The organism is Chryseobacterium sp. SIMBA_028, assembly GCF_046535285.1.
Classification (GTDB): Bacteria; Bacteroidota; Bacteroidia; order Flavobacteriales; family Weeksellaceae; genus Chryseobacterium.
Genome location: NZ_JAWRWZ010000008.1, coordinates 1 through 12,424 on the forward strand (window position 1 = coordinate 1; position 12,424 = coordinate 12,424).

Annotated in this window: 15 protein-coding genes; all 15 read left to right on the top strand. The window is 36.3% G+C overall.

Annotated elements, in window-relative coordinates:
- The coding region (locus SCA31_RS11705) for an SDR family oxidoreductase (protein WP_410697177.1) at positions 1–862 on the top strand (862 nt) is incomplete at its 5' end.
- A 236-nt stretch (positions 863–1,098) separates the two neighbouring features.
- Entirely contained in the window at positions 1,099–1,695 is a 597-nt protein-coding gene (locus SCA31_RS11710) for a Crp/Fnr family transcriptional regulator (RefSeq protein WP_276875630.1), read from the top strand.
- 435 nt (positions 1,696–2,130) lie between these two features.
- Positions 2,131–2,727 carry a Crp/Fnr family transcriptional regulator gene (locus SCA31_RS11715; RefSeq protein ID WP_410697178.1) on the top strand — a complete coding sequence of 199 codons (597 nt, stop codon included), beginning with the start codon at positions 2,131–2,133 and terminating at the stop codon, positions 2,725–2,727.
- A 42-nt stretch (positions 2,728–2,769) separates the two neighbouring features.
- Positions 2,770–3,384 (top strand): Crp/Fnr family transcriptional regulator, encoded by a 615-nt coding sequence (locus SCA31_RS11720; protein ID WP_410697180.1) that lies wholly within the window; start codon positions 2,770–2,772, stop codon positions 3,382–3,384.
- 207 nt (positions 3,385–3,591) lie between these two features.
- On the top strand, positions 3,592–4,260 hold the full coding sequence (locus tag SCA31_RS11725; protein ID WP_410697181.1) for a stress-induced protein: 669 nt from the start codon (positions 3,592–3,594) through the stop codon (positions 4,258–4,260).
- 73 nt (positions 4,261–4,333) lie between these two features.
- Positions 4,334–4,918 (top strand): ferritin-like domain-containing protein, encoded by a 585-nt coding sequence (locus tag SCA31_RS11730; protein ID WP_410697182.1) that lies wholly within the window; start codon positions 4,334–4,336, stop codon positions 4,916–4,918.
- Positions 4,919–4,980: 62 nt separating this feature from the next.
- Positions 4,981–5,283 (top strand): hypothetical protein, encoded by a 303-nt coding sequence (locus SCA31_RS11735; RefSeq protein WP_276875617.1) that lies wholly within the window; start codon positions 4,981–4,983, stop codon positions 5,281–5,283.
- Positions 5,284–5,298: 15 nt separating this feature from the next.
- Positions 5,299–5,676: a hypothetical protein gene (locus SCA31_RS11740; protein ID WP_276875616.1), complete on the top strand. Its 378-nt coding sequence runs from the start codon at positions 5,299–5,301 to the stop codon at positions 5,674–5,676.
- A gap of 55 nt (positions 5,677–5,731) precedes the next feature.
- A complete protein-coding gene (locus tag SCA31_RS11745; RefSeq protein WP_410697183.1) occupies positions 5,732–7,870 on the top strand; it encodes a catalase in 2,139 nt (712 codons plus the stop codon).
- Positions 7,871–7,997: 127 nt separating this feature from the next.
- Positions 7,998–8,498, top strand: a complete 501-nt coding sequence (locus tag SCA31_RS11750) for a CinA family protein (protein WP_276875612.1) — start codon at positions 7,998–8,000, stop codon at positions 8,496–8,498.
- A gap of 96 nt (positions 8,499–8,594) precedes the next feature.
- A complete protein-coding gene (locus SCA31_RS11755; RefSeq protein WP_410697184.1) occupies positions 8,595–9,341 on the top strand; it encodes an SDR family oxidoreductase in 747 nt (248 codons plus the stop codon).
- Positions 9,342–9,368: 27 nt separating this feature from the next.
- Positions 9,369–9,533, top strand: coding sequence for a hypothetical protein (locus SCA31_RS11760; protein ID WP_410697185.1), 165 nt, complete (start codon positions 9,369–9,371; stop codon positions 9,531–9,533).
- A gap of 24 nt (positions 9,534–9,557) precedes the next feature.
- Positions 9,558–11,087, top strand: a complete 1,530-nt coding sequence (locus SCA31_RS11765; protein ID WP_410697186.1) for an FAD-dependent oxidoreductase — start codon at positions 9,558–9,560, stop codon at positions 11,085–11,087.
- 31 nt (positions 11,088–11,118) lie between these two features.
- The gene (locus SCA31_RS11770) at positions 11,119–11,772 is read left to right on the top strand and encodes a DUF6766 family protein (RefSeq protein ID WP_410697187.1); all 654 of its coding nucleotides are present in this window, start codon (positions 11,119–11,121) and stop codon (positions 11,770–11,772) included.
- An 11-nt stretch (positions 11,773–11,783) separates the two neighbouring features.
- Positions 11,784–12,398 (top strand): hypothetical protein, encoded by a 615-nt coding sequence (locus SCA31_RS11775; RefSeq protein ID WP_276875605.1) that lies wholly within the window; start codon positions 11,784–11,786, stop codon positions 12,396–12,398.
- The last annotated feature ends 26 nt before the right edge of the window (positions 12,399–12,424 follow it).

Sequence of the window (12,424 nt, forward strand, 5' to 3'; positions counted from 1 at the left end):
AAAATCAATGCTAAATTTTTCTTTTTTATACATAAAAAATGCCCCTAAAAAGTGTCTAACTTTTTGGGGGCAGTCTATTCCGGAGACAGCGCCATTGAAATATCCGAAAGAAGGAAAATTAAAAAATAAGGTAGCATTAATTACTGGAGGAGACAGTGGGATAGGAAAGGCGGTAGCTTTGTTATTTGCAAAAGAAGGAGCTGATATCATTATTGCTTATCTAAGTGAAACAAAAGATGCCAAGCAGACCCAAAAAGAAGTTGAAGCATTCTCCAGAACATGTACTTTGATTAAAGGTGATTTAGGAAAAGAAAACCATTGCAAAAAAGTAATTCAAACTGGTATTAAAATCCATAAGAAAATTGATATCATAGTCAATAATGCAGGGCTTCATTGGGAAGCGGAATCTATTGAAAAAATTACCACAGAACAATTGCTAACGACTTTTCAAAATAATTTTTTCTCCTATTTCTGGATTACAAAATATGCAATGCCTTATCTTAAAAAAGGAGCAAGCATCATTAACACTTCTTCGGTTACTGCTTACAGAGGAAGTCCTAAACTGATCGATTATTCCGCAACCAAAGGAGCAATCATTTCTTTCACCCGAAGTTTATCTGCAAACCTTATTGAAAAAGGAATCAGGGTAAATGCTGTGGCACCCGGACCGGTTTGGACCCCATTAATTGCTTCCTCATTTAAACCTAAAAAAAATTCTGAGTTCGGAAGTGATTCACCCATGAAACGAGCAGGAATGCCCAACGAAATTGCACCTTGTTTTTTGTTTTTGGCCTGCGATGATTCACGTTTTATCAGTGGTCAGGTTCTGCATCCTAATGGTGGAGAAATTGTAAACGGCTAAATTGTTAAAGCAAAGTTTTCAGGTAAAATAGTAAGTATACTCTTTCTTTTAAGATAAAAGCTTGGGAATATAACTTATGATTGTAATCATAAATTTTGATATTGTCTTTATCTATTTTTGAAGCTCAATAAAGAAACGTTATTGTTGAATTAGTCAACGTTTGCATAACTATCCAGAATGCAATTCTAATGTTTTCGTTTTATATAATTAATAATAAAACTTTTAGCCTTCAAAAAATGATATTTAATGAAGAACTTTTGCTTTCATTAGGAGCAGAAATGCAGACTTATAAAGCAAATGAGGTAATATTCAGAGAAGGTGGACAGCCTAATTATTTTTATCAAATAATACATGGAAGCGTAAAACTGAATAATTACCATGAAGATGGCAGAGAATTTATTCATAGTGTTCCCTTCAAGGGGCATTGTTTTGGAGAAACGTTTTTATTTTCAGAAGTTCCATATCCCATCAATGCTATTGCTTTGGAAGATTCAGGCATCCTGAGATTTCCCAAACTGAAATTTCTAGATTTTTTAAAAAAATGTCCCAAGTCTTTATGGGAATTGTATAAATATACCGCGGAGAGAATGTATTATAGATATATTATGCTTAATAATCTTTCGGTAAGCAATCCCTTGTATCGGGTGAGACAGGTGATGGATTGTTTGAAAACCTATCATCAATATGAAGAACCTTTTTCTTATCAGATTCCGTTTACAAGACAACAATTGGCTTCATTAACCGGGCTAAGAATCGAGACTGTAATACGGGTGGTAAAAAAAATGAAAAAGCAAAAAATGGTAAAAATAGAATTGGGCAAAATATTCTATTAGCTTTTCAGGATTATGGTTTTTTAGATTTTAATATCGTTATTTTTAATGCTGTTTTTATGATCAGGATCATAAGATAAATGGAAAATAATGAATTAAATTTGTAAATCACACCGCAAAATTTATTATTATGAAATCAGTATTGTTTCAGCCTTACTTTTAAGTATGCTGCTAAGTCTTACATCCTAACCTTTATTTTATTTACGTTTTATAACTTGATCTAATTTGTTGAATTATATTAAGTTATATAACTTGTTGATTTTAGTGTTTTGATAAACTGTATTAATGATAAGCTGACAACAATATACTTTTTATGTTTTTCCTTTTTTAATGATTTAACTTTAATTAACAGCATGAAGGTTTAATATTTGTACTCATATCTATAAGTTTCCGGTAATATTTTTTATTAAACGTCAGAAAACATTAAAAAAAATAATTATGGTTATTAAAGAAAATCTGTTGTATGCAATGGGAGCCAGTACTTATATGTATTCAGCTGGAGAAACGATTTTTTCAGAAGGAGCCTGGCCTGCATTTTATTACCAGATTATAAAAGGAGAAGCAAAACTGAATAATTATAATGAAGAGGGAAAAGAAACCATACAGATTATCATAGAAGATGGTCAGAGTATCGGAGAATCTTTATTGTTTATGGAAAAGCCGTATCCTATGAATGCGGTTGCGATCACTGAATGTGAAATCGTAAAACTTCCGCGAAAGGCATTTGTCAATTTATTGAGAGAAGATGCTGAAATTTCTTACGAAATGAATAAATGTCTGTCTCAAAGGCTTTATTTTAAACTGATTATGACTCAGAATCTTTCCTCCCAAAGCCCTATGCTGAAACTTATGGCACTTATGGATTATCTGAAAAGCTTTGCAATAGATCAGAAACAATATTCCTTTAAAGTTCCCCTTACAAGACAACAAATGGCGGGTCTTACAGGGCTTTGCGTAGAAACTACAATACGAACCATCAAAGGAATGGAAAGAGCAATGATGCTGAGGATAAAAGATCGTAAAATCATGTATTAATACTTTTTCATAGCCAAAAAACCTTATTTTAAACTAGAAACCATGAAGACAACAAGTTGTATGAACGTAGACGAGTCGCTTTTGTATTCATTGGGCGCAGAGTTGAAAACCTTTAAAAAAGGAGAAATGGTCTTTAGAGAAAGAGATCAGGTTTTATATTACTTTCAGATTGTGGAAGGAAAAATGAAGCTTAATACTTATAATGAAGAAGGCAAAGAGTTTATTCACAATATTCTTGGGAAAAAGCAGAGTTTTGGCGATTCCCTTCTTTTTTTGGATAAGCAATATCCTATGAATGCGATCTGCTTATCTCCAACAGAAATAATAAGACTTCCAAAAAATAACTTTATGAAAATGCTGGAAAAGTATCCGCATATTTCAATGGAAATGAATCATTGTTTGTCCCAGCGGTTATATTATAAGCTGGTGATGATTCAGAATATGGCTTCACTAAACCCTTCCGTAAGATTAAAAGGCCTATTAGATTATCTCAGAAGTTTTCATGATGATGACTGTGAGCATTGCTTCCCTGTAGAACTTACCAGACAACAGATTGCCAATTTGGTAGGTCTCCGCGTAGAGACGGTGATCAGAGCCTTGAAAAAAATGGAACAGGAAGGTAAAATTAAAATAGAAAACAGAAAAATTCTATACTAATAATCATTCAATATGACTGGAGTCATAAATAAGTGAACTATTAAGCTGTACATTTGAATTACAAATTATTCTAAACCCTGTTTGAGGGATCATTTTACGAAGCAATGCTTCGGTTTTCAATATCAAAAAAAACTCAACTGATTGCTGTCTAATACTAGTCACGGCCAGCAATAGCCATCACTAAATATTAATTATAAAAATTCAGTTATGAACACTAGAAATTCAAAAAATCGAAGTTCAAGAGGACGCTCATCCAGTAATCTTGAAGAAGTATATCAATTAGGGTATGACCATGGATATAACGATGCATCAAGAGATGAAGATTATGATGATGATTTTGCAGAATATGAAGATTATTTTGACGAAGATGATGATGACGATGACAATTATCATAATAGCTATGACAATGATTATGACGACGATGATTATGATGATGACGAGGATGACGATTACGACGATAATAGACGCCGTGGCAGAGGAAATAGCGGAAACCAACAAAGAGACAGCCAAGGAAGATTTACTTCTGGCGGAGGAGGTAATTCCCGAGGACGTTCTAATTCCGGTTCGGGATCAGGATCAGATAATAGAGGCCGTTCTTCCGGTAATTCAAATTCCTATTCTGGTTCAGGAAGATCAGGAAATGGAAGAAATTCTAATTCAAGATCAGGCAGTAGTAATAGTTCCAGTCGTAGTTCAAATTCCAACTCAGGAAGATCAGAAGGAAACAGTAGTTCCGGCTCAAGCACATCAAAAAGAGGATTTGCTTCAATGAGTAAAGCAGAACGTACAAGAATCGCAAGAATGGGCGGACAGGCATCCCACGGGGGTGGAAGAAGCTCAGGCCGTTCAGGATTCGGAGGCAGACGTAATTCATAATTCTTTTTCCTGGATTACCTCTTTAAACATATATAAAGGGGTAATCTTTTTCAATATAAACACCATTCACACCATGCCCAATAAAATATTAGAAACGGACAGTACTGTTCCTGCGAAGAAAGGAACGGGAGATAAGCCAACCATCAACAAAGATGAGATGAAGAATGCCCCGCTCCACAAATTCTTCGTGAGTGCCCTGAAAGACATTTACTATGCGGAAAATGCCATTCTTGAAGCATTGGAAAAGATGCAGGAAGCCGCTACAACAGAAGAACTGAAGGATGCTTTTGAAGATCATCATCTTCAGACCCAAAAACACGTTAAGCGTCTGGAAAAAGTCTTCCAACTCGTTGACGAAAAGCCTGAAAAGAAGGAATGCAAGGCGATTAAAGGAATCATCGAAGAAAGTGAAGAAGTGATCAAAGCCACAGAAGATGGTTCTGCAACAAGAGACGTAGCATTAATTATTGCCGCACAAAAAGTAGAACATTACGAAATTGCCACGTACGGCGGGTTGGCTCAGCTAGCCATTACCATGGGACATGACAAGGCGGCGGATCTTCTTGAAAGAACCCTTCAGGAAGAAGAAGATACAGATTCTCATCTTACGGATATTGCGGAGACATCCATCAATTTTGATGCAGAACAAGAAGACTAAACTATATAATGAGCCATGTAGTCTTTTCTACGTGGCTTATTTTAATCATGAAATCAAAATATATGGACTGTCAGAAGATTATAAGAACACTGAAACACAAAAATTTTGTAAAAGTAGCCCATACGGGAAAGTGTTTCGAAGATGGAGCTGCAATTTATGCCAAAGAGATCAGAGAGAATATCTTCCTTTTATTTATTATTCTGAAAGATATTGATATCGAAAATATACAGGCGTTAATTGCTCATTTCGACTGTTTCGGCAGTATTGGATTAAAAGAACCGGAACAGATCATGTTTTATTTATCCATAAAAGATAAAAATGACCTTCATTATTTTGAACAATATCTGAGAGCTTCCCATAACTAATACCATTTTTTGAATATGACATTTGAAAACGACACTTTGCAACATTCCGGTTTAAATGATAAAAATAATGCAATAGAGAATCAGTCTCTATTTCCGCCTATCATCAACTCTTACGGAGTTACAGCTTTTCTGATCAAATCATTGGAAAAGATTAAAAACAATGCTACCTGTGAAGTTCTGAAAGGAGTAATAGATACTTATCTGGAAGAATATATACTTAATATCCGTGAGTTTCATTCTAAAAATACAACAGAAACTACAGATATGGATGCTGAAATAAGATTTGAATCTCCAGCCTTTACTTTGTATGCTAAAACAGCTTATTATAAAGTTTTGAAAGAAGAGGAGTATATCAACAGGCTTCTAAAAATTCTGGAGAGCAAAGCAGATTAGTTCCGCAGTATTGCTTTATTAACTGCTTTAACAATACACCAACCACAAAAAGATTATGAATATGAAAACCAATGAACCTAATCAAAAAGCAGAGCAGCTGGATGTACACACTACTTCCAATGAAAATGAAAAGCTCACCACTAATCAGGGATTAAAAATTAATAACAATCAGGATTCTTTAAAAGCAGGAGAGCGTGGACCTTCATTGCTGGAAGACTTTATTCTGAGAGAAAAGATTACCCATTTTGATCATGAAAGAATTCCTGAAAGAGTAGTTCATGCAAGAGGTTCCGGAGCTCATGGTGTTTTTAAACTTAACAAAAGTCTTGCAGGCTACACCAAAGCCAGATTTTTAACAGAACTTGGAAAAGAAACTCCGGTTTTCGTGAGATTTTCAACCGTTGCGGGAAGTAAAGGAAGTACGGACCTGGCAAGAGATGTAAGAGGTTTCGCAGTAAAATTTTATACTGAAGAAGGAAACTATGATCTTGTAGCCAATAACATGCCTGTATTTTTTATTCAGGATGCCATCAAATTTCCTGATCTGATACACGCTGTAAAACCCGAACCTGATAATGAAATTCCACAGGCTGCTTCCGCCCACGATACATTTTGGGATTTTATTTCACTCATGCCCGAAAGTATGCACATGATTATGTGGGTAATGAGTGACAGAGCTATTCCTAGAAGCCTCAGAATGATGGAAGGTTTTGGTGTACACTCTTTTAAATTCATCAATGAAGAAGGAAAAGTTCATTTTGTGAAATTTCATTTTAAACCCAGATTGGGAGTGCACTCCGTAGCCTGGAATGAAGCCCAGATTCTTTCAGGAGTAGATTCTGATTTTCATAAAAGAGACCTATGGGAAGCCATCGAAAATGGTGATTATCCTGAATGGGATTTCGGAGTACAGCTGATCCCTGAAGAAGATGAACATCAATTTGATTTTGACCTTCTTGATCCTACCAAATTGATTCCTGAAGAAGAAGTTCCTGTAGAAATCGTTGGAACTTTAACGCTTAACAGAAATCCGGATAATTTCTTTACAGAAACAGAACAGGTTGCTTTTCATCCGGGACATATTATTCCGGGAATTGATTTTACCAATGATCCACTGCTGCAGGGAAGATTGTTTTCATATACAGATACTCAGCTTTCGAGACTAGGATCTCCCAATTTTCATGAAATACCCATCAACAGATCCATCAATACCATTCATAACAACCAGCGAGATGGTCACATGAGGCAGCAGATTGTCAAAGGAAAAAGCAGTTATGAGCCTAATTCTATCGGCGGAGGCTGCCCTTTCCAGGCCATGATGTCCGAAGGTGGATTTACTTCCCAGCAGGAAAGAATTTCTGGAGAGAAAGTGAGGGAAAGAAGTAAAAGTTTTGTAGATCATTATTCACAGGCTAAACTATTTTATAACAGCCAGTCAACCCCAGAAAAATTACACTTGCAGAATGCTCTGATTTTTGAATTGTCTAAAGTCACACGTCCCGAAATCAGAGAAAGAATGGTAGGGCAATTGGGTTACGTTGATATGTTCCTTGCATGGAGAGTAGCAGAGAAAGTAGGCGTGGAAGTTAAAAAACTGGAATGGCCTAATCAGAGCCTGCTGGCAGACAGCAATATTATTGAGCTTCAGAGTGAGGAAAGAGAACCTAAAATAAAAATTTCCGAAGCTCTGAGTATGCAGAATACGGTTAAAAATACGATTCAAAGCAGAAAGATTGGGTTTATCATTGCTGGAGGTGTAGAGGCAGGAGCGACTAATGATTTGAAAGTAAAACTAGAAGAAAAAGGAGCAAGGGTGGAACTTATTGCTCCGAGTTTAGCACCGGTGCTAACCAATGATGGCTCAACTTTACTTCCGAAACATTCGCTGACAAGTACGGCAAGTGTTTGCTTTGATGCTTTATACATTGCAGGGGGAGAAGACGCTGTTAAAGAATTATTAATCCCGGAAAACAGACACTTAGTATTACATTTTATTAATGAAGCCTATAAACATTGTAAAGCCATTTATTTCGGGACAGATACTCAGGTTCTTTATAATAATTCCAATGTATCAGCGAAACAGCATGACGATCCGGGAATTATAACATGGGAAGATGGGGAGCAGACAGATAAATTCATTACCGCCATAGCCAAACATAGAGTTTGGGACCTTGAAATGGAAAGAAACGCTTAAATCATACACATCCTTCATACCACACACAATCACTTTAAGTATTTTAATATGAAAGCAATGCTGTAATCTATTCATTCAGCAGCTTTTTTAAGCTTTCTTTTTTTAACCTCATTAAAAATATACTATTATGGATTTTCAACAGAATCTTCTTGAATATATAAGTCAGTCACTTATGACCATCGGTGAGAGCATTTCCATTGCAGAAAGTGTTACGTCAGGATGTTTGCAGCTGGCTTTTTCACAGATGCCCAATGCATCAATGTTCTATAAAGGAGGAATGACAGCCTATTCCTTACCTGAAAAAGTGAGACTGTTAAAGGTCAACAGGAGGGAAGCAGAAGAATGCGACTGTGTTTCTGGAAATATTGCAGAAACAATGGCATTGAATGTAGCAAAACTGTATGAATCTGACTGGGCTATTGCCACAACGGGCTATTGTACACCCAGCAGGAATTCCGATTATAAAATTTTCGCTTATTTCTCATTTTCCTATAAAGGTGAGATTATTCTGACTAAAAAACTGGAACTGCATCCTAAAACGCAGGCCCTAAATGCTCAGCTATACTATACGGAATTCATTCTGGGATGTTTTAAAAGTGAGTTAAACAGGCTTTTAATCTTAAAATAAAATTTGTGAACGAAACAATCAATTTAGTATGGACTGCTCCTAGAATGACATAAATACCGAAATCTACACACAGAAAAAGAATAAAAAGAGTTTGAAATGGGAAAATTAGATACCAGATCTGTTTTGATTACCGGGGCCGACAGCGGAATCGGTAAAGCTGTAGCACTTCTTTTTGCATTGGAAGGAGCAGATATTGCCATTATTTATCATTCAAGTGATAAGGATGCTGAAAAAACAAAAAGAGAAATTGAACATCTGAATAGAAAATGTATCATCTTTCAAGGAGATATCAATGATTATGATTTTTGTGAAAAAACGGTAAAAGAAGTTATTTCAGGCTTTGGAAAAATTGATATTCTCATTAATAATGCTGGGGTTCAGTTTCCTTCAGCTAGTATTGAACAGCTTGAAGAAAAAAACATCAGACAGACCTTTGATTCTAATATTGTGGGAATGATTCTATTAACAAAAGTCGTATTTCCTTATCTGAAAGAAGGAAATTGCGTGATCAATACCACATCGGTTTCTGCATATCAGGGTCATCCTGAACTCCTTGATTATTCTGCCACAAAAGGAGCTATTGTTTCATTCACCCGTTCATTGGCATTACAGGCTAAGCCAAAAGGAATCCGTATTAATGCCGTTGCTCCGGGGCCTGTGGCTACACCACTTACTGAAGAAACATTTGATGAAAAAGAAGAAAACCCTAACATACCTCCTCTGGAAAGAAATGCAACTCCGGAAGAAATAGTCTCCAGCTTTCTGTTTTTGGCAGGTTCAGATGCCTCACAAATAACAGGACAGGTACTTCATCCCAATGGTGGATTAATTATAAATGGTTAAAAGGTAACCCATCAAAATATTTAAAATATGAAAACAACAGCATTTATTTTAGGAGTACTCAGCTTATTTGCTTTTGCTTCGTGCAGATTTAATATTGATGAAGAGGAAAACAAAAAAGGGGACCAAAAGAACAACCAGCCTAGTGCCGGTAGAACAGGTCTTTCTGAAAATGATACATTGAGTATCAGATAAATTAACAATTAAAACATTCTTATTATGTACAGAGACGGTGCAAGAAAAAGTATATGGCAGGAAGAGGTCAGGAAATTTTCTACAGAAACTAATCTCGACTCATTATTTGATGTGGCCATAATAGGGGGTGGAATTACAGGAGTTTCAACAGCGCTGAAACTTCAGGAATCCGGAAAAAAATGTATTATTCTGGAAGCTGCCAACATTGGTTTTGGAACAACTGGTGGAACAACTGCTCATTTAAATGATTTCTTTGATACTCCCTTTACACAGGCTATCAGTAATTTTGGTTTGGATAATGCTAAACTCTATGCAGAATCCGGAAGAGAGGCTATTGAAATAATTGAAGATCATATTGACAGATACAAGATTAGTTGTGATTTTACAAGAAAATCAGCCTACCTCTTTGCATTGGATGAAAATCAGGAAGAGCGATTGAAAAGTATCGTTGAAGGAGCTGAAAACGTTGGTCATGAAATGAGTTATGTCAATGAAATTCCTTTTCCGATTCCCTTCAGAGAAGCAGTACTTATTCCCGGACAAGGACATTTTCATCCCATAAAATATATCAAAGGACTTTGTGATGCTTTTATCAGACTGGGTGGTTTCATTCAGGAAAATTGTCTTTGTGAAGGTCATGATGAACAGGAAGATCATGTTATTTTAAAAACTTCAAAAGGAGAAATAAAAGCACAAAATCTTGTTTATGCCACTCACATTCCTCCCGGAGTCAATCTTTTGCACTTTACCAATGCACCTTACAGAAGCTATGTTATGGCATTTACCTTGAAAAATGATAAATATCCTTGGGAGTTAGGTTATGATCTCTGTGAACCTTATCATTATTACCGTATTCAGAATATTGATGGCGAAAATTTATTGATTGCAGGAGGTGAAGATCACAAAACAGGACATGCGGAAGATACCGGAGAATGTTTTTCAAGACTTGAAAATTATGTAAGGAAATACTTTGACGTTGAAACCGTATTTTACAGCTGGTCCAGTCAATATTATGAACCTGTGGACGGTCTTCCTTATATTGGAAAACTACCGGGAGCTAAAGAAAGAATTTTTGTGGCTACAGGCTTCAGAGGAAACGGAATGATCTTCGGGACACTTTCATCGCAAATAATACATGATCTGATCATTACCGGGAAAAGTAAATATGGAGACTTATTTAATCCTTCAAGAATCAAACCCGTTGCAGGATTTTCAGATTTTGTGAAGGAAGCAGCAACTGTGGCCTTTGATTTTGTGAAAGACAAAGTTTTCAAAGATACAATTGAATCCTTTTCAGAAGTTGGAGAAGGTGAAGCAAAAGTAATCCGCTACGATTCAGGATCCTATGCTCTTTACAAAGAAATTGACGGGACTTTACATTTGCTTCGGAGTACATGTCCACATGCAGGATGTGAAGTTCGGTGGAATAGTGCGGAACTAAGCTGGGACTGCCCATGTCATGGCTCCCGATTCAATGTCAACGGAAAAATCCTTACCGGACCTACCATAAAGAATCTGGAGAAAGTATTTCCTTATCAAAAACGCGATTCGTAAGTATTTAACTGTCAATTTTAAACCCGAAAATATGTTACGCCCAAGTTTCTTTTATCGCAACAGCTTAAGTATTGTCTTGCTCACTCTGATGATCATTTTTCTTACAGGGCAGTTTTTTACAGGCTTGAAAACTGAAAACAAAGAATTGATGGAAAACGGGCAATCAGTTTTAAAAATCAGTGAATACATTCATAGCGGACATTTTATACAGGCTACTTTTGAAAACTGGGAAAGTGAATTTCTTCAGATGATGCTGTATATTTTATTAACGGTTTCTCTCAGGCAAAAAGGTTCCAGTGAGTCAAAATCTATGACAGATAAAGAAAAGGTTGACGAAGAGCCTGTGGCACATTCCAGAGCACCATGGCCTGTGAAGAAAGGAGGAATTTGGCTGAAACTCTATAAACATTCCTTATCACTTGCTTTTGCAATCCTGTTTCTGGCAAGCTTTGTTTTCCATTTCTATGGCAGTTTTACAGCTTTTAACGATGAACAGATGATAAAAAGCAAGCCGGCTGTAACAGCATTACAGTATATTTCAGAATCAAGGTTCTGGTTTGAATCTTTTCAGAACTGGCAGAGTGAATTTTTAGCTGTGGCATCCATAGTGATTTTATCGATATGGCTCAGGGAAAAAGGTTCTCCGGAATCTAAACCGGTTGATACGCCTTATGACGAAAATTAAAAATGATACCTATGAAACCTAAAGAAATGTTCGGTGTTCCCATTCAGAAGAAAGGAAGTTACCACGACACAGAATCTAAGAAAAAGTATGTTGCCCCTGAGCGTGTTGATCAGGTTTTTAACACACTGAGAGAAAGACTCATGTTAATCAATAATTGGAAAAGCTACTGTGGTGAGGGGTTTGCAGATTTTAAACTTTTCGACCCGGATGGTGAAATGATCAATAGATACCCTTTAATCGGGGATTATATCAGGATAGATATTCCGGGGCCGGGAACCGTAGAAGCCAGGGGTTTCGACTGGGTTGAAATTGTAGATCTGTTTGAAGAGCAGACCCATGGTATTTGTCTTGATTTTGTAATGATGACTTGCAGGCCTTCGAAAAGCCCTCAGGAGAAAACATCTGAACATATAGTACATTTTTATTCTGATCAGGCAACCTCTACTTTTGGAATATTTAAAGGAAGAGACTTTATTCAGGCAGGAATATACGGGAGAAATGAAACACCTAATATGGATGCCCAGTTTTTGGACAAAGCCAGAAACCTGTTGATTGCAGCCGGTGGAATGATTGGGGTTTCAAAAATTGAATGGAAAACACTTGTGAATGGTTTGCTGGATTTTTAATTATTTGAAAATAAGGATGTTAAATT

Bases quoted from the DNA above. Each gene is read 5' to 3' on its own strand.
- SCA31_RS11710 (WP_276875630.1), top strand. From the start codon at position 1,099: ATGATATTTAATGAAGAACTTTTGCTTTCATTAGGAGCAGAAATGCAG.
- SCA31_RS11715 (WP_410697178.1), top strand. From the start codon at position 2,131: ATGGTTATTAAAGAAAATCTGTTGTATGCAATGGGAGCCAGTACTTAT.
- SCA31_RS11720 (WP_410697180.1), top strand. From the start codon at position 2,770: ATGAAGACAACAAGTTGTATGAACGTAGACGAGTCGCTTTTGTATTCA.
- SCA31_RS11725 (WP_410697181.1), top strand. From the start codon at position 3,592: ATGAACACTAGAAATTCAAAAAATCGAAGTTCAAGAGGACGCTCATCC.
- SCA31_RS11730 (WP_410697182.1), top strand. From the start codon at position 4,334: ATGCCCAATAAAATATTAGAAACGGACAGTACTGTTCCTGCGAAGAAA.
- SCA31_RS11735 (WP_276875617.1), top strand. From the start codon at position 4,981: ATGGACTGTCAGAAGATTATAAGAACACTGAAACACAAAAATTTTGTA.
- SCA31_RS11740 (WP_276875616.1), top strand. From the start codon at position 5,299: ATGACATTTGAAAACGACACTTTGCAACATTCCGGTTTAAATGATAAA.
- SCA31_RS11745 (WP_410697183.1), top strand. From the start codon at position 5,732: ATGAATATGAAAACCAATGAACCTAATCAAAAAGCAGAGCAGCTGGAT.
- SCA31_RS11750 (WP_276875612.1), top strand. From the start codon at position 7,998: ATGGATTTTCAACAGAATCTTCTTGAATATATAAGTCAGTCACTTATG.
- SCA31_RS11755 (WP_410697184.1), top strand. From the start codon at position 8,595: ATGGGAAAATTAGATACCAGATCTGTTTTGATTACCGGGGCCGACAGC.
- SCA31_RS11760 (WP_410697185.1), top strand. From the start codon at position 9,369: ATGAAAACAACAGCATTTATTTTAGGAGTACTCAGCTTATTTGCTTTT.
- SCA31_RS11765 (WP_410697186.1), top strand. From the start codon at position 9,558: ATGTACAGAGACGGTGCAAGAAAAAGTATATGGCAGGAAGAGGTCAGG.
- SCA31_RS11770 (WP_410697187.1), top strand. From the start codon at position 11,119: ATGTTACGCCCAAGTTTCTTTTATCGCAACAGCTTAAGTATTGTCTTG.
- SCA31_RS11775 (WP_276875605.1), top strand. From the start codon at position 11,784: ATGAAACCTAAAGAAATGTTCGGTGTTCCCATTCAGAAGAAAGGAAGT.